Source organism: Streptomyces sp. NPDC021225, from assembly GCF_044332865.1.
Classification (GTDB): Bacteria; Actinomycetota; Actinomycetes; order Streptomycetales; family Streptomycetaceae; genus Streptomyces.
Map to the genome: position 1 here is coordinate 613,429 of NZ_JBIRPV010000003.1, position 16,038 is coordinate 629,466.

The 16,038-nt window shown below is 69.1% G+C and carries 13 protein-coding genes and 1 pseudogene; 3 read left to right on the top strand and 11 right to left on the bottom strand.

The window, feature by feature from the left end:
* Positions 1-41 precede the first annotated feature (41 nt).
* Complete coding sequence (locus ACH4S9_RS16415; protein ID WP_398372420.1) at positions 42-626, bottom strand: DinB family protein; 585 nt, start codon at positions 624-626, stop codon at positions 42-44.
* A gap of 400 nt (positions 627-1,026) precedes the next feature.
* Here ACH4S9_RS16415 and ACH4S9_RS16420 point away from each other — a divergent pair, with 400 nt between their 5' ends.
* Positions 1,027-3,063, top strand: coding sequence for a glycoside hydrolase family 97 protein (locus ACH4S9_RS16420; protein WP_385339788.1), 2,037 nt, complete (start codon positions 1,027-1,029; stop codon positions 3,061-3,063).
* 90 nt (positions 3,064-3,153) lie between these two features.
* Here the strand turns inward: ACH4S9_RS16420 and ACH4S9_RS16425 are convergent.
* A pseudogene (locus ACH4S9_RS16425) lies at positions 3,154-4,125 on the bottom strand (IS3 family transposase); the annotation flags it as partial.
* A 412-nt stretch (positions 4,126-4,537) separates the two neighbouring features.
* On the opposite strand from ACH4S9_RS16425, the gene ACH4S9_RS16430 reads away from it, so the two are divergent.
* Positions 4,538-4,771 carry a hypothetical protein gene (locus ACH4S9_RS16430; RefSeq protein WP_361190783.1) on the top strand — a complete coding sequence of 78 codons (234 nt, stop codon included), beginning with the start codon at positions 4,538-4,540 and terminating at the stop codon, positions 4,769-4,771.
* 103 nt (positions 4,772-4,874) lie between these two features.
* On the opposite strand, the gene ACH4S9_RS16435 is transcribed toward ACH4S9_RS16430, so the two are convergent.
* From ACH4S9_RS16435 to ACH4S9_RS16475, 9 genes are all read right to left on the bottom strand, one after another.
* Positions 4,875-5,195, bottom strand: a complete 321-nt coding sequence (locus tag ACH4S9_RS16435; RefSeq protein ID WP_398372422.1) for a hypothetical protein — start codon at positions 5,193-5,195, stop codon at positions 4,875-4,877.
* Between the two features lies 1 nt (position 5,196).
* Complete coding sequence (locus ACH4S9_RS16440; RefSeq protein ID WP_311721379.1) at positions 5,197-5,523, bottom strand: hypothetical protein; 327 nt, start codon at positions 5,521-5,523, stop codon at positions 5,197-5,199.
* 41 nt (positions 5,524-5,564) lie between these two features.
* Positions 5,565-6,428 (bottom strand): DUF3592 domain-containing protein, encoded by an 864-nt coding sequence (locus ACH4S9_RS16445; RefSeq protein WP_311721380.1) that lies wholly within the window; start codon positions 6,426-6,428, stop codon positions 5,565-5,567.
* Positions 6,429-6,495: 67 nt separating this feature from the next.
* Positions 6,496-7,593, bottom strand: a complete 1,098-nt coding sequence (locus tag ACH4S9_RS16450) for a hypothetical protein (protein WP_311721381.1) — start codon at positions 7,591-7,593, stop codon at positions 6,496-6,498.
* Positions 7,594-7,738: 145 nt separating this feature from the next.
* Positions 7,739-8,584, bottom strand: coding sequence for a carbohydrate ABC transporter permease (locus ACH4S9_RS16455; RefSeq protein ID WP_311721382.1), 846 nt, complete (start codon positions 8,582-8,584; stop codon positions 7,739-7,741).
* Positions 8,574-9,539 (bottom strand): sugar ABC transporter permease, encoded by a 966-nt coding sequence (locus ACH4S9_RS16460; RefSeq protein ID WP_311721384.1) that lies wholly within the window; start codon positions 9,537-9,539, stop codon positions 8,574-8,576. The genes ACH4S9_RS16455 and ACH4S9_RS16460 overlap by 11 nt, the downstream gene beginning before the upstream one ends.
* A 2-nt stretch (positions 9,540-9,541) precedes the next feature.
* A complete protein-coding gene (locus ACH4S9_RS16465) occupies positions 9,542-10,813 on the bottom strand; it encodes an ABC transporter substrate-binding protein (protein ID WP_398372424.1) in 1,272 nt (423 codons plus the stop codon).
* Between the two features lie 49 nt (positions 10,814-10,862).
* The gene (locus ACH4S9_RS16470) at positions 10,863-12,461 is read right to left on the bottom strand and encodes an FAD-dependent oxidoreductase (protein WP_311721386.1); all 1,599 of its coding nucleotides are present in this window, start codon (positions 12,459-12,461) and stop codon (positions 10,863-10,865) included.
* Entirely contained in the window at positions 12,458-13,507 is a 1,050-nt protein-coding gene (locus tag ACH4S9_RS16475) for a LacI family DNA-binding transcriptional regulator (RefSeq protein WP_311721387.1), read from the bottom strand. Before ACH4S9_RS16475 ends, ACH4S9_RS16470 begins: the two co-directional genes overlap by 4 nt.
* Positions 13,508-13,682: 175 nt before the next feature.
* On the opposite strand from ACH4S9_RS16475, the gene ACH4S9_RS16480 reads away from it, so the two are divergent.
* Entirely contained in the window at positions 13,683-16,022 is a 2,340-nt protein-coding gene (locus ACH4S9_RS16480) for a hypothetical protein (protein WP_398372427.1), read from the top strand.
* Positions 16,023-16,038 lie beyond the last annotated feature (16 nt).

The following is a 16,038-nucleotide window of genomic DNA, read 5'->3' on the forward strand; positions in this document are numbered from 1 at the left end:
CACCTGCGTGGATGATTTATCGGCACTCGCGGAGACAACCTCTAAGCCTTGATTGGTGCGGCCGACCTGGCGGCCTGCTCGATCTTCGTGCAGTAGGCTGCGCGGGCTTCCTCGTCGATCTGCTGTTCGTGTTCGGCGCGCACCCCGGTCCGGCCGTCGAGGCCCTCGCGCAGGATATCGGCGTGCCCGGCATGCCGGATGGACTCGCCGAGGACATGGACCATGATGGCGAACAGGTTCGTGTTGGGATAAGGCTCCGGCCACCACGGCACGTGGCCTGGGGCGTCGAGGGGAAGTTCGTTGATCGTCGCGTCCGAGTGTTCCCACGTGCGCCGGTAGAACCCGATGATCTGATCGCGGGTCTCGTCCTCGGTCGCCCACAGATCGCTGCCGTTGTAGTCCTGCCACCGGGGCAGCGGTTCCGGGGAAGGGCGGTCGAAGACCTCGCCGAAGTACCTGGCCTCGACGGTGGCCACGTGTTTGACCAGGCCGAGGAGGTTGGTCCCGGTCGCTGTCAAAGGTCGGCGGGCGTCGTATTCGGACAGGCCGTCGAGTTTCCAGAGCAGCGCCTTGCGGTCCCGCCGCAGCCTCCCGTGCAGGTTGTCTTTCGCGAATTCATCGATCATGCGGTATGAGCCTGCCATGGGCTGCTCGTGGTCTCAAGATCCCCTCGCGGAGCGCGGGTTGCGACAAGGCGGCGTGCGCGGCCCCGACCGGCGCCGAGCCTCGGCGCCCCTGCGAGTCACTTCTGTCCGCCGAAGGGTTGACGTCCACAGAAAGCGCTTGTTACAACGTTGCAACAACGTGGCAACGGCGCCCGGTGTGACAGGTCGCGCGTCGGTGCTCCTGCCTGCCTCCACGAAAGGGCCGTATGCCTGACGTCGCCGCGCACCCGGCCGCCGCACTGCGCGCGGTGCCGACGCGCGCCCCGGCCCGGACTGCCCACGGCTCGTCGCACGCCCGACCGGCTCCGGAGCAAGGGCACCGCCCAGGACCAGTCGCCAACCACTCTTGATGGAGCGTGACATGGCCAATGTCCCCAACCGCCGTGCCGTCGTCGGCGCCACCGCCGGCGTGGTATTCACCGGGGTGCTCGCCACACCCGCCAATGCGTCCGCCGCGCCGCCCGGCCACGTCACGATCGTCTCGCCGAACGGCCGGCTGCGGATGACCGTGCGGGTGACGGACGGACGGCTGCGCTACCAGGTCGCACGACACGGAAGGGTCCTGGTGCCCTCTTCCGGGCTGGGGCTCGACCTGGCCGACCGACCCTCGCTCACCGGCGGCCTGGTGCTGGAATCCGTGCAGCGCAGGACCATAGACGAGAGATGGCGGCCGGTGTGGGGGCCCGACGCGCTCGTCCGCAACCATGCACGGGAGTGCGTACTGCGGACCGTGCAACCGGCGACCGGGCTACGGCTGGACCTGATCGTCCGGGTCTTCGACGACGGCGTCGGCTTCCGCTACCGCCTGCCGGCCCAAGCCGGGCTCGACCGCTACACCGTGACCGCTGAGAGGACCGAGTTCTCCTTGCCACCGACCGCCACGAGCTGGTCGCTGGCGGCGGGCACGGACTGGAATGCTGATGAACGGCACTACCGGCATGCCCGGCTGGCGGACGTGAAAACCGCCCAGACCCCGCTGTCGTTGGCCACCCAGGGTGGTGAGTACATCGTGGTGCACGAGGCGGCGCTGATCGACTATCCGAGCATGACCCTCGCCGCCGACGGTAACCGGCCCGGCACCTTCACCAGCGAGCTGATCAGCCTTCCCGATGGCGCGAAGGCCCACCTCAGGGGTGAATTCTCCACCCCATGGCGCACGCTGGTCATCGGCGGCCGACCCGGCGATCTCGCCGAATCGCATCTGATCGAGAACCTCAACGAGCCGTGCGCGCTCACGGACACGTCGTGGATCTCACCCGGCACGTACGTCGGTGTCTGGTGGGAACTACAGCGGCGACACACGACCTGGACCGAGGGACCGCGTCACGGCGCCACGACTGAGCGGGTCAAACGCTACATCGACCTCGCCAGAGAGGCGGGCGCGAGTTCCGTACTCGCCGAGGGCTGGAACACCAACGCCGGCGGCAACTGGACCGGCCAGGACTTCCTCACGCCGCGGGCCGACTTCGACCTGGCCGAGGTACTGCGCTACGCCCAGGCCAACGGCATCGGGTTCACCGCGCACAATGAGACCCGCGGCTTCGTCGACTACTACGAGCAGCACCTGGAAACGATCTTCGCGCGATACGCGGAACTGGGCATCCACTCGGTCAAGACCGGCTACGCCACCAAGTTCGTGCTGGGCGGGGTCAACCGCAGCCACTTCGACCAGGAAGCGGTGCGTCACTACCAGCGTGTCGTCGAGACTGCGGCCCGCCACCAGATCATGATCATCGCGCACGAGGCAATCAAGCCGACCGGGCTGGCGCGCACCTATCCGAACATGATGACCAGCGAGGGCGTCGCCGGCATGGAGCAGCACAACTACATGGGTCGGCTGGGCAACCCGCCGGAGCAGGCCACGATCCTTCCGTTCACCAGGTTCATGGGCGGGCCGGCCGACTACACCCCGGGCGTACTCAACGTGACCTGGGACCCGGCCGGACTCGGTACCCGCGTACAGACGACCTCGGCCGCACAGCTCGCGCTGTACTCGGTGTTCTTCAGCCCGCTGCAGATGCTGGCCGACACCGTGGAGAACTACCACTCCCACCCTGGATTCGCCTACCTCAAGGACATGCCTGCCAGCTGGGACGAGACCCGCTTCCTGGACTGCGTGATCGGCGACTACACGGTGGTCGCCCGCCGCAAGGGCCACACCTGGTATCTCGGCGCCATCACCGACGAGCACGACCGGACGCTGAGGCTGCCGCTGCGGTTCCTGGGACGCGGCCGGTACAGAGCCGAAATCTACAGCGACGCCGCGGACACCAGCTGGCACGACAACCCACTGCCGATCGACATCCGGACCGAGACGGTGCGAGCGTCCACCGTACTGAAGCTGAAACTCGTCGCCGGTGGGGGCACCGCGATCCGCTTCCGCCGCGCGCGCTCCTGACCGTTGGGCTTTCCAGGAAGAACGCGCTCAGATGCCCCGCTGCCGTTGCCGGTCTGCCTGCGCTTGCCGGAAATCCCATCTGTGCAGGTCAGTCTGCACCCACCGCTCCGTGATCGCGTTTACTTTCGGCATCTGGACGCCGCTGAGTACGACCTCAATCCCCGCATCGGTAGGGACGGCATCGAACAGGGCGGGGAACTTCCCATCTCGCTCCCCGATCAGGAACCGCGCCCGGCAGCCCGCGTCCTCAAGGCCCATGACGCATGTTCAGCACGATTGATCATCATGACGCGTGGACCACTGGCTACGCGAGAGCGCCGACTCGAGCGACCGAGGCCAACGACCGTGGGGCCCGGTGCGCGCCTTTGACCAGGGCGGATGACATTCTCGGCAAGCGCAGAGTTGGGTGACCCATGCGCCGGTGGGACGGGCGGTGACGCCCAGGACATGGACGCGCAGGGTGGTGATCTCCATGACGAAGAAGACGTAGAGGCGTTTGAGGAAGACGGTCTTTATGTGCATGAAGTCGCAGGCGAGCAGCGTGTGGGCCTGGGCGTGGAGGAAGGAGCGCCAGGTCTGTTGGCTTGTTCGTTGCGGTGCGGGCGGCAGACCGGAGCGGCGCAGGACGCGCCGGATCGTGGCGGCGGCGACCCGATGGCCAAGCCGGCGCAGTTCACCCTGGATCCTGACGTATCCCCAGGTCGGGTTCTCTGTCGCCAGGCGCTGGATGAGCGCGACTGTCTCTTCCGGCAACGGTGGCCGACCGGATTCGACCGCTGTCTGGCGCCACTTCCAGCGCACCGGACGGCGGTGCCAGTTCAGCAGGGTGCCCGGGGTGACCAGCCGATGGCGACGCAAGGCGGATGGCAGGTGCCGTGCGAGAGCGGAGAGAACGGCACGATCAGCCCATGAGGGCCTTGGCCGCTTGATCTGCCGGCGCAGCACGGTGACCTCATGACGACGGGCAAGGATCTCGGTGTTGTTCGCGGCGGTCGATCGGCCCAGCAAAAGGAAGCAGCCCAGCAGGCGGCAGAAGATCAGGTAGAGCAGTCGCAGACCCACAATCACTGATCATGCCCACACTTGGGCGAGCACAAAGCCCCAGGTCAACCACCGTACGGCAACAAAGACACCCTTCAGGTCAGCACCCGGCCACCTCGGCCCCCGCCGGGCAGAGCTGTGATCCGGAGCCTGACCACCGCCCGGTCCCCGCGGCTGCGAGCCCTGGTGGACCGGGCCGACATCGCCCGATGCGGCACTGGGCACATGGCGTCGGCGTACGCCACGGAACGGGGTCCCCTGTGGGGCCTGCTGGGTCGGCTTGCCGGGGCCGGGCAGAGAGGGAGGGCGCTGAGGGACCCTATCGGGGATCTTGATTTTCGAAGGTCGCTGTCCTTGGTGGCTCTCACGGTGATTCGTGGGGTCCGGCACAGGCCCCGCGAGTGGTCAATGTCCGTGATGCTGAAAGCGGGACTTGCTGATCGACCCCGACGGGCCGTGGGCCGGCTTCGCCCGCGACACGGTCGAGGACTGGCCGGCGCTGCTGGCCCGCAGCCAGCCCGCCGCCGGGCGCGACACCGAGGCCGCACGCGCGCAGCGCACCCTCGTCCTCGCCGTCCTGCGCGGCGCCCTGCTGGACCTGCTCGCCACCGGTGACAGCGCGCGCACCACTGCGGCGCTGCACCTCCAGCTCGACCTGTTGGAATGACGTGCTGCGGCACGACGGGTCTTCGGGGCCTCCGGCACAGGGGGGCGTTCTCGCACCTGGCGGCCGGGGTGAGGGAGTGGCCGTCGGGTGACAGGCCTCGGAGCTACGACACGATCGGGCGGTCGGACACGTGGGCGAGCCTGGTGAAGTAGGTGCGGTAGAGGGGCTCGTCGGCGGTCGGGATCTCGATGGTGGCGAGCAGGTGTCCGGGCTGGGTCTTGGGCGCGTACAGCGGTTCGTCGAGGTGTGCGATGTTGCCGAAGTGCAGCCGGGTCACCCCACTCTTGCAGGTCTCGGTGCGCACCTTGAGCCAGCTCAACGGAGCCCGGTAGGGGCCGATGGTGCGGTTGCGCCGGAACACCTCGAAGATGCCGTGATCGACCCGCAAGTGCACATTGCCGTGTTCGAAGACCAGTGGTTCCATGTCAGATCACCGGCCGGTCGGCGAGCGCGGCCACTTCGGTGAAGTACGCGCGGAACAACGGCTCGTCGCTGTGGGGCACCCGGACCGCCTCGGTGGAGCGGTACCCGAAGGAGGCCAGGTCGGTGCCGTAGAGGGCGGCGTGTGGATTGCGTACGCCGCCGAAGATCAGCTCGCCGGGTTTGCCCGGCTTCCTGTAGTGCACCAGTACCCCGAGCCAGGGCAGCGGGATCCGGAGCGTGGTCTCGAGGTTGTACGGCCGGAACAGTTCGAACACCCCCCGGTCCACGCGCACATGCAGGTTCTCGTAGTCGAACGTGAGGGGATCCATGGGGGAGAAGTCCTCCGGTGCGTACCATCGCTCGTCGGGTGTCACAGCAGTGTCGCCCCGACGACGACCGCGGCCACACCGAGGAGCAGCGCCACGGTGCCGCTGGTGATGTCGAGCGCGCGGGAACGGTCTTCGGACGCGAGGTCCGGGGTGAAGACGGCGGGGTCGTCGGGGTCGTAGTGGATCGTGATGTTGCGGCCGTGGGAGTTGGTGGGGTCGGGCAGTTGGTCGGTGCAGTAGGCGGTGACGGTCGTGCCCTCGCGGGTGGTGAAGGCGATGACCGGCGTGTGGCTGGTGTAGGTGCCGCCCTCGCTGTCGGTGTCGGTGTCGGTGAGTACGGCGATGACGTGGCCGGGAACGGGGGGTTGGGAGGACAGCGCGTCGGTACGGCGGCGTACCGCGCGTGCGTTCTGGGGCATGTACCACACGCCGGACAGGGTCCAGGGCACGCCGAAGCCGATCAGGGCCCATGGCCAGCTCCAGTCGATCGCGGCGAAGACCACCAGTCCGACGTAGATCAGGAAGAGCGCGAAGTTGGGCCACCCGAGGCCGCGTCGGCCTGCCCCGAGGTCGCCGGTAGAGAACTGGTAGGCGTGCGGTCTTCCGCGCGGGTAGCGGACCCCGATCTCCCGGCCCGTCCAGGCCGCCGTGATTCTCTCCCCGTGGTCCCGGTCGTTCGTCACGGTGAACACCTCACCGCTGGAGGGATCCTGGAAGGAGACGACCACGGGTATCCCGTCGCGCTGCGAGCTTCCGTGTCTGGGCTTGCGGACCTGCTCGATCCGCCCCAGGACCCGGACCGCCCGCTGGGCCGCGGTCACTCCGGCCAGCGACCGGGCGTAGCCGACCAGTGCGACGGTGCCGAACACCGCACACCACAGCGCCAGATACCCCTGCAGGCCCATGCGGTTTCCCCTGTCTTCCTCTTCGTCGGTGAGATGCGGCAGTGAGACGCGGCCGGCGCGGCGTCCGTCAGTGCGCCGGGGTGCGCCGCACCACCTTGCCGTCCCCGTCCGCCTCCAGCGAGGCCGCTCCCTCGGTCCCCGTCACACTGACCCTGATGGTGAGGGAGCCGGTGAGGCGTTCGACGGTGAGCTGCCAGGTCTGCGGCGAACCGACGCCCAGGCCCGTCCGCGCCTTCTCGACGAGGGCGGGGAAGCGGTCGTAGGGCAGGGAGTCCGGGTCGAACGTCGGGGCCTGCGAGCCGGTGGGCGCGTACACGATCGACAGCAGCCGGTCCTGTACGACGACGGTGAGCGCCGCGCGCGCGTCCGTGCCCTTGGCGAGCGAGGCGACGGCCTTGCGCAGCTCGCCCTTGTCGAGGAACGACTGGTGCGGACCGAGGGTGACCGTGCCGGAGGCCGACGACACCACCGTGGTCGACGAAGAGGAGGAGGCCGACGGCTGGGCGGAGGACGGCGGCGGTGCGGAGGCGTCCTCGTCGAACAGGTCGGCGCGGAACAGCAGGACCACACCGGCCGCGGCGAGCAGCACGGCGAGCAGCGTGACGATGCCGACGGCACAGCCCTCTGGGGGCTCGCTCACCAGGGCCGGCCCCGGCGCCGAGTCCAGGAGGGCACCGGCCGCCCGCTCCTCCCACTCCGGCGTCGGCCGCTTCACGATCCTCACCCGCCACGGCCGGTCCGGCGGGTACTGGACCACCACGACGCCGCCCGGCCGGTAGTCGGGCAGGTCCGCGAGGTTGATGTCCTGCGTGAACGCGACGCGGTACGCCGGTACGTCGTCCGGCGCGACCGTCGACACGAACCGCACCGCCACGTCGCTGGTCGCCTCGCCCCCGACGGCTTCCACGCTTTCGACCATCGCGAGCGCCGTACGGGGCGCGATCGCCGCCTCCCGGGCCCGCCTCGGCACACCGGCGAGGAAGTAGAGCAGGCCGTAGACCACGGGAAGACCCAGTCCGGCGGCGAACAGCGGCCACTTCTCGATGATGCCGCCGACGACGAGAGCGGCCAGCGACGCCCCGATCACACCACCTGTCAGGACCCCCCGGGCGAGGACGAGGGGTGTGTTCCGCGCGGGGGGCGCGGCGCCCGTGGCGATCGTCATATGGGTGATTGTGTCGGGGTCGGGTGACGGCCGGTGGATCTCCACGTGTCTGCCTCCGGGGCTGCTGGGAACGACCCCACGCGGGGAGTGGGCGGGCCCGGCGCCGGCGTCCGGGCCCGGTGCGCCGGCAGGGGCCGTTCCGGCCTCATTTGAGGCCCGAGTGGGCCAGGCCCTCGACGAACTGGCGCTGGGCGATGACAAAGACGACCAGGACCGGCAGAACGGTCATGGTGGCGGCCGCCAGTTGGGTGTTCCACATCTCGGCCCCGTAGGAGTCGGTGAACCGGGTGAGGGCCTGCGGCAGCGTGAACAGCTCCGGCGAGGTGAGGTAGACGGTGGGTTCCAGGTAGAGGTTCCACGAGGTGAGGAAGGTCAGGATCGCGACCGCGGACAACGCCGGCTTGGCCAGCGGCAGGAAGATCCGCCACCAGAGCGCGGGGCGGCCGAGGCCGTCCAGCCGACCCGCCTCCTCCAGCTCGGCCGGAAGGGCGATGAAGAACTGCCGCATGATGAAGGTGGCCAGGACGCACGGTCCGGCCAGCGCGGTGACCAGGATCAGCGGCCAGTGCGTGTTGATCATCCCGGCTCGTTTGAACATCTGGAACAAGGGCACGATCGTCACCTCGCTGGGCACCAGGAGGCCGACCAGCACCACCAGGAAGAGGGCGTTCGCGCCGGGGAAGCGGATCCGGGCGAAGGCGTATCCGGCGAGGCTGGAGACCAACAGGGTGATCAGGGTGACCAGGACGGCGATGTAGACGCTGTTCATGTACTGCCGGGCGAACGGCTGGAAGCTGAACGCCTCGGTGTACGCGGACAGGGTGGGGTCGGCGGTCCACAGTGACGGCGGGGCTTTGAAGATCTCGGGCAGCGGCTTCACCGAGGCCGCCACCATCCAGACGGTCGGCACCACGAACGGGATCGCCAGGACGCCGAGCGCGGTCAGCAGGGCCACCCGCCTGAGGACGGGGGAACGCGGCTTACTCCTCATGGAACACCCACTTACGGCGCAACTGCCACTGCACCAGCGTCAGCAGCATGACGAAGGACAGCAGCATCAGGGCCAGCGTCGAGCCGTAACCGATGTGGTTGAACTCGAAGGCCTGCTGGAAGACGTAGTACACGAGCACGGTGGTGCTCAACTCCGGGCCACCGCTTGTCAGTACGGCGATCTGCGCGAACGACTGCAAGGCTCCGACGATGGTGATGATGGCGGTCAGCAGCACCGTGGGGGAGATGAGCGGCAGGGTGATCCGGGTGAAGATCACCCTGCTTCCCGCGCCGTCGAGCCGGGCGGCTTCGTACAGCTGTGTCGGCACGCCCTGCAAGGCGGCCAGGAAGAGCACCATGTTGACGCCGACGCTGCGGACCACCTGGGTGACGATCACCGACAGCATCGCGGTGTCGCCGCGCTGGAGCCAGTTCGGGCCGTCGATGCCGACCGCGCCGAGAACCCCGTTGACTCCGCCGTTGTCCTGGAGCAGGAAGCCCCAGACCAGGGTCCAGGCGACCACGGAGACGACGACCGGGGAGAAGAACAGAGTGCGGAAGAAGGTCGCGCCGCGGAACCGCCGGTTCAGCAGTACGGCGAGCAGCAGGCCCAGGCCGATGTTCAAGGCCACGACCCCGCCGCAGAAGATCGCGGTCGCCCCTAGTATCGACGGGAGTTGCGGATCGTCCGCCAGGGCCTTGTAGTTGTCGACCCCGACGAAGGTCTGCTCGCCGGAGAAGACGTTCCAGTCGTTCAGGCTGTACCAGATCGCCAGCCCGACCGGGATCAGCACGAACAGCACGACCCCGAGGAGCTGCGGCGTGATGAACAGGTAGCCCGCGAGTACGTCTCGGCGCCGGGTCGTCCAGAACGGCGCTCCGGAGGTGTTCCGGGCCGTGGCCGGCGTCCTGGAGGTGTCAGGTGCCCTTGTGCGGGGCTTCGTGAGGCCGGACATGGTCACTTGGCCAGGATCGGATTGATCGCGGAGCAGACCGACTTCAGTACGGCGGGGATGTCGGCGTCGGCCTTCCACATCCCGTCCAGCGCGGTCTTGCCCTTCTGGGCGATCTCAGCCGGGTTGGTGTGGTTGGGCAGGGTGACGGCGTTCGGCAGCTGGTCGACCACAGCGGCCTGGAGCTGCGCGGCGGTCAGGACCTTGTTGTCGGCGGCGAGCTTCGCGCCGGTGAGCATCGACTTGCGCGGCGGCGGGAAGAACTGCGCCAGCTTCGCGGAGTTCGCCGGATTCGTCAGGTAGGCGAGGAAGTCGGCGGCCTGGGTCCTGTGCTTGCCCGAGGCGAGGACGCCCACGCCGGCCTGGCCGATGACGGAGTACCGGCCGGCCGGGCCCGCCGGCAGCGGGTACAGCGCGTACGTGAACTTGTCGGTGAGCAGCGAGGCGCGGGAGACCTGGGCCACGGTGAAGGCGGAGTCACCGGCGAAGAAGTCGGCCGTCGTGCCGGGGCCGGGCATGGCCTTGGTCTTGAACGCGGCGTCGTGCAGGAAGGTGAACGCCTTCTGCATCTCGGGGCTGGTGAACGTGCAGGTCTTGCCGTCCGGGCTCCAGGCGGATGCGCCGAAGCCGGTCCACACGGTGGCCAGCGTGTTCCACGACTTGTAGTCGAAGTCCCGGACGACGAATCCGGCCTTGCCGGTGTCCGCGTGGACGGCCGCGCCGGCGACTGCGACCTGGTCCCAGGTCAGGTTCTTCGGGTCGATCTTCTGGTCGGCCTTCGCCAACAGGTCGGTGTTGACGTACAGCGCGTACGGCGAGGTGGAGAACGGGTAGGCGTACAGCGTGCCGTCCCGGCTGAACTCCTCGGTCGCGCTGGCCTCCAGGTCGTCGTACTGCCAGCCGGGGGTCGCCTTCAGCTTGTCGGTCAGGCCGACCAGCGCGTCGGAGGCCATCAGGTCCCTCGACAGGTCGCCCATCCAGGCCAGGTCGGGAGCGTTGCCGCCGGCGATCTGGGTGGTGAGGGTGGTGTTGTAGTCCTCGAAGGGCAGGCTCTCGAAGGTGATCGAGGAGACCTCGGGGTGCTTGGCACGGTAGGCGTCGGCGATCGAGTCGAACAGCTTGAGCTGGTCCTGGTTCGAGGTCCAGACCGTCATCCGCAGCTTGACGTTCTTGGCGTTCTTCCCGCCGGACCCGTCGGTGGATGCACCGCAGGCGGCTGTCAGCGTCAGCGAGGTCGTCAGCGCGAGGGCGCCGAAGACCTTTCTTGCTCTGTTCATGGTGTGCGTCTTTCGTGGTCTCGGCGCGTGCTGCGCCTTCGGGTTGGGGCTAGTAACCGGCGATCTGCGGCCAGTGGAGTTCGATACCGGCCGCGGTCAACCTGCCCTGGAGTCGGTCGACGAGGCGATCGTCGGTCGCGATCTGCCTCGGGGTCAGACCGAGTTCGAGACAGTGAGCAACCAACTCCCCGGCCGATTCGCCGACGTTCCACTCGACAGGATGCAGCCGGTAGGCGCCGTTGGTGATGTGGGTGGTGCCGATGTTCTTGGCGGCCGGAACCAGGTTCTGGGTGGCCACCGGGACCAGCGCGCCGAGCGGTATCTCGAACGGCGCGCACTCGACGTCGATGTAGTTGTCGCCACCGGTGGAGGGATGCAGGTCGATCCGGTACATCCCCACCCCGACCGAGCCGTCGAAGCGGGCCGGTCCGGCGCCCCCGCGGGCCTTGACCGAGATGTCCTGCTCGCGCACGGTGGTGAGCGCCCTGATCCGCCGGGACTCGCGGATGTACGGCGCCTGCGCGAAGCCGTCGGCGGTGCCGACCAGGTCGCCGCGCAGCCGCAGTCCGGGCCAGCCGCGGCCGCCGTCCGGGCGGGGCGCCTCGGTCTGCAGCCAGTACACGTAGGCACGGGACTGTGCCTTCGCCGCCTCCAGATGGAGCTGCCGGTCGTCGGTGTCGATGATCGAGCCGCCCACGTAGTCCAGTTGTGGCCAGTTGGCCAGCACGATGTCGCTGTCGTAGAAGCCGTCGGCGAAGTTCTGCCGGGCGGCGATCCGCCGGAACTGCCACAGATCCCGGTCGCCGGCGTCGAACCGCGGGTCCCCGGTGGCGTCGGCGGCCGGGTTGACGTTCATGGTCCGGTCCTCCGGCACGAGGGTCCGGGGGTTCGGCGCGGTGAAGGACAGCATCGGCGCGCCCCAGAAGGGCAGTTCGAAGGCGCGCCAGAAGTCGTAGTCGTCCGGCCGGGCGATGGTGTGGTCGCCCGCGACGTGATCGAAGACGAAGCACCACGCGATCGACTGCACGTTGCCCGGATCGGCGGTCTCGGGAGCGCTTGGCTCACCGGTGTCGGACCGCGCCTCGGCGCCGACGACGTACTCGGTTCCGGTCAGCGGCAGCAGATCGCCGGTCTCGGTTCCGTCCAGGACGTACTCGGCGGTGATCACGGTCTCGGCCCCGGTGCGCGGGTCCGCGACGGTGACGGAGCGGACCGTCGCGTCGCGCACCTCGGCCGCGACGGGCACCGCGGGTTGCAGGACGGTGAGCCGCCCGGTCGACCGGTACGGCGCCAGCAGGGAGGTGATCACCGCGTCGGCCACTCGCGGTTCGTGGCACAGCCTGCTCACCCGGCCACGGCCCGGGTTGAGTTCCCGGTCGGCGCGCGCGGCGGCCGTCAGCGGGTAGTGGTCGCGGTAGTAGCGGCGGATGTCCTCGCGCAACGCGCGGTAGCGGGCGGTGACGCCGAACTGCTCCACCCAGATGTGCTCGTCGGGCGGAACGGCCTGCGAGGTGAGCTGTCCGCCGAGCCAGGCGTACTCCTCGGTCATCACCACCCGGCGGCCACGTTGCAGAAGAGCCAGCGCTGCGGCGACGGAGCCGAGTCCGCCGCCGATGATCGCCACCTCGGCCGTGATCCCGCTGGTCATGACGGCGACTCCGTTCGCGCGACGATCGTGTCCCCCGGCTCGACCTCGGCGACCAGCAGCCGCTCACGGTCCAGACCGGCCCACTCCTGCGGGGCCGTGCCGATCAGGAGCTGGAGGAGGTCGAGCGCCTCGGCCGCCAGTTGTGGTCTGGGCACGTGGAAGCCGGTCAGTGTCCGGCCCTCCACCCGATGGCCGCGCACCTCACCGAGCGCGGCGAGCGAGACCTCGTCCGGTACGGCGACCCCGGCACCCAACAGGGCGTGCGCGACGTCCTCCGCCAGGAACGCGTCCTCCGCGATGATCAGGGTGGCACCGGTCGCCCGCGCCAGTCGGGGCAGGTCGGCGATTCTCTCCTCACCGACCAGCAGGAAGGCCAGTCGGCCCGCCGCGGAGGCGCCCTCGACGGCATCGCGCCGGTCCCGCGCGGTCGGCGTGTCACGGCCGCGGTGGACATACAGCGCCTGCTGATGCCCGCCGGCCGCCGCCTGATCGAGCAGCGCGGTGGTCGGAGTGGTGTAGTCGATCGCCACGTACGGCACCGCGGCGGCGGTCTCGTCCCGGCGGCCGATCGCGACGAACGGGAACTGCTCGGCGACCAGCCGCTCCAGCTCGGACGCGACCATCTGCTGGCCGAGCAGCACGCAGCCGTCGGTCAGCCGCAGCCGGGTCTTGCGGTGGAAGAGGCTGCGCGTGTTGTTCTCCACCGGTGAGGAGGTGAAGAACAACAGGTCCCAGCCGATCCGCTCGGCGGCCCGCTCGATCCCGTTCAGCAGCGGACCGTAGAAGTCCATGCTCTCGGGGGACAGCGCGGCCTCGTACGTGAAGACGCCGATGATCTGGTTGTCCAGCCCGGCGAGCCGCCGGGCTGCGGGGTCCGCGACGTAGGAGAGCTGCTCGATGGCCCGCTTGACTCGCGCCCGGGTGGCCTCGGGGACCCGCACGTTCGAGCCGTCGCGGTCATTCAGTACCACCGACACCGTGGTCTGGCTGACGCCCGCCAGCTCCGCGATCTCGCGTTGCGTGACACGGCGAGGTCTCGGCGACATCGCTCCTCCATCGTGATAATGCCTAACTTCTTCTGCTGGCGATGACCGTAACGCACGGTGGATCGCCAGGACAAGCGTCTGTTGACACCGGGGTAGCGGCCTGGAAACGTGTCGTTCACGAAGTTGAAGATAGGCATTATCAGCGTGCGCACCCAGCGCTGGACAGGAGCAGACGATGACCTCCGAAGCCTTCTCCCGACCCGCCCTCGACCGCCGGCGCTTCCTCGGCGCGGCCCTCGCCGCCGGTGTCGTACTCGTCGCGGAGTCGACCCCGGTCACCGCGCACGCCGCGGCCGGCGACGTCACCCTGTCCGCCGGTGGCATCAGCCTGCTGGCCAGTGCGGGCGGCAGGCTCGCCATCCGTGACGACCGTGGCGTGACCCGGTCGGCCGGGTCGAAGTTCCAGGTCAAGGACAGTGTCACCGGCATCCACGTGTCCACAGGCGGCACCCCGACGCTGAGCGCGCTCGGGGACGGGACGCCGGCGATCCGGATGGACTACACCTTCGACGCCGCCGCCGGATCGACCGCCGTCACCGGCTGGTTCAGCGTCACCACCTCCCATGCCGTACTGGAGTGGCACGTCACCGGGGCGGACACGCTGGTCCCGGACGGCTTCCTGTTCAGCCGGGCGATCCAGGCGCCGACCGCCCCCGACGACTACATTCCGATCACCGAATGGGTCCGCGACACGGGCGGCGGCATCCCCTACGAGACCACCCTCGGCGTCGCCCACACCTCCACCTGGTCAACCGCGCTGCACGGCCTGTTCCTGCTGGACCGGTCCCGCCAGGCATGGACGAACGCGACCTGGGTGCACGCTCCGGGTCTGGCCGAAGCGGCCGGCGGCTGGACCAGCCGGGCCGACTTCTTCTTCTCCGAGACCCGGCCGTCCGCCACCGCCACCATCGGCCGGGGCCGTGAACTCGGACTCGAACTCACCACGAACCGCGACTTCAACCTGTACGAGTCGGCCGGTGAACAGATGGAACTCACCGCCCTGGTGGCCAACGGCGGCGCGGCCAAGACGGCCGAGCTGGAACTGTGGATGCGCGACTTCGACGGTGACCTGCTGGCCGCCACGACCACGACCGGCAGCGTCCCCGCGGCCGCCACCTGGCAGCACACCTTTACCCTGACCGCACCGGCCGGCGGGATCGCACTGGCCGAAGTGGTCGTCAGATCCGGTGACGACGAGGCGTTCGCCCGCACCAATCTCGCGGTCCTGCCCTCCTACGACTACCAGGCCGGCACGGACAGCATGTTCGCCGTCGCCAACTACCCATGGCTGCAACGGCCGAGCGCCGACACCGTACTGGACCTGTGGCAGAAGGTCGGCATCAGCCTGGTCCGGATCTCCTACGACGGCGGACCCGGGCTGCCACCCTCCGTCTTCGACGCCCGCGGCATGCGCCACAACATCGAACTCCAGCCGTCCCTGGACGTCACCGACACCGAGGCTGCCACCTGGGCCGCGGACAAACTGGCGGTGGCGGTCGCTGCCGGCGCCGACTACTTCGAGGTCGGCAACGAGCTGAACAGACCCTTCAACACCGGCGACGCCGCGCAGGCATACCTGGACAAGGCACTACGCCCGGTTTTCGACCGGCGAGCAGCCACCGGCGACACCGTGAAGCTGATGAACAACGGACTGGCCGGCATGGACAAGCCATGGGTGGAGAACTTCATCGCCGCCGGCGGCTGGGACCTGATCGACGCCTTCGCCTACCACCCGGGACGCGGCAACTTCACCCCGGACTACATACCGCCGGGCGACGACTGGACCACCGGCGGCGACGGCACCTACTGGAACTTCTACGGCGGCCTGCGGCAGTTGAAGGCGCTGATGGCCGAGCACGGCGAGAAGGAGATCTGGCTGACCGAGGCATACGCGCCGACCAAGCCCAACAGCTGGTGGCACGACACCTACCGGCATGCCGCGGAGAACGTGCTCCTCACCCTCGCCCTGGCCAAGGCCGAGGGGATCCGGGGCGTGTGCTGGTACCAGTTCCACGACAGCGTGCTCGGCATGCCCCAGGTCGCCGACCCGGACAACGTCGAGTACCACTACGGCCTCATGAACCGCGACCTCAGCCCGAAGCCCTCGCTCCTGGCCTACGCGACCGCGGCCCGCACGCTCGACCAGGCCACCTTCCGGGGCCGGCTGACCTTCCCCGACCCGCAGACCTTCGGCCTGTGGTTCGACACACCCGACGGCCCCGCGGTCGTGCTGTGGAACCGGGCCGACGGCTACCTGCTGAACACCGCCGGCCAACGCACCGACTGGCACTTCCCCGCCCCCGAGGTGTGGACCGACCCCTGGCCGACCAAGACCCCGCTCGTGGTCGCCGCCACGACCGCCGTACGGCAGGTGGACGCGATCGGACAGGTCACCCAGATCCCGGTCACAGGCGGTGGCGCGACGCTGACACTCGACGGCGCGCCCCGGATCTACTACGGCCTCGCACCGCACGCAGACGCCGCGGGCCACCACAGCCTGCCGACGCCCGCCTGAGACACACCGACAGGTC

Coding starts and splice junctions, on each gene's coding strand:
- ACH4S9_RS16415 (WP_398372420.1), bottom strand. CDS start 626: ATGATCGATGAATTCGCGAAAGACAACCTGCACGGGAGGCTGCGGCGG.
- ACH4S9_RS16450 (WP_311721381.1), bottom strand. CDS start 7,593: ATGACGATCGCCACGGGCGCCGCGCCCCCCGCGCGGAACACACCCCTC.
- ACH4S9_RS16480 (WP_398372427.1), top strand. CDS start 13,683: ATGACCTCCGAAGCCTTCTCCCGACCCGCCCTCGACCGCCGGCGCTTC.
- ACH4S9_RS16465 (WP_398372424.1), bottom strand. CDS start 10,813: ATGAACAGAGCAAGAAAGGTCTTCGGCGCCCTCGCGCTGACGACCTCG.
- ACH4S9_RS16445 (WP_311721380.1), bottom strand. CDS start 6,428: ATGGGCCTGCAGGGGTATCTGGCGCTGTGGTGTGCGGTGTTCGGCACC.
- ACH4S9_RS16435 (WP_398372422.1), bottom strand. CDS start 5,195: ATGGAACCACTGGTCTTCGAACACGGCAATGTGCACTTGCGGGTCGAT.
- ACH4S9_RS16455 (WP_311721382.1), bottom strand. CDS start 8,584: ATGAGGAGTAAGCCGCGTTCCCCCGTCCTCAGGCGGGTGGCCCTGCTG.
- ACH4S9_RS16460 (WP_311721384.1), bottom strand. CDS start 9,539: ATGTCCGGCCTCACGAAGCCCCGCACAAGGGCACCTGACACCTCCAGG.
- ACH4S9_RS16420 (WP_385339788.1), top strand. CDS start 1,027: ATGGCCAATGTCCCCAACCGCCGTGCCGTCGTCGGCGCCACCGCCGGC.
- ACH4S9_RS16475 (WP_311721387.1), bottom strand. CDS start 13,507: ATGTCGCCGAGACCTCGCCGTGTCACGCAACGCGAGATCGCGGAGCTG.
- ACH4S9_RS16440 (WP_311721379.1), bottom strand. CDS start 5,523: ATGGATCCCCTCACGTTCGACTACGAGAACCTGCATGTGCGCGTGGAC.
- ACH4S9_RS16470 (WP_311721386.1), bottom strand. CDS start 12,461: ATGACCAGCGGGATCACGGCCGAGGTGGCGATCATCGGCGGCGGACTC.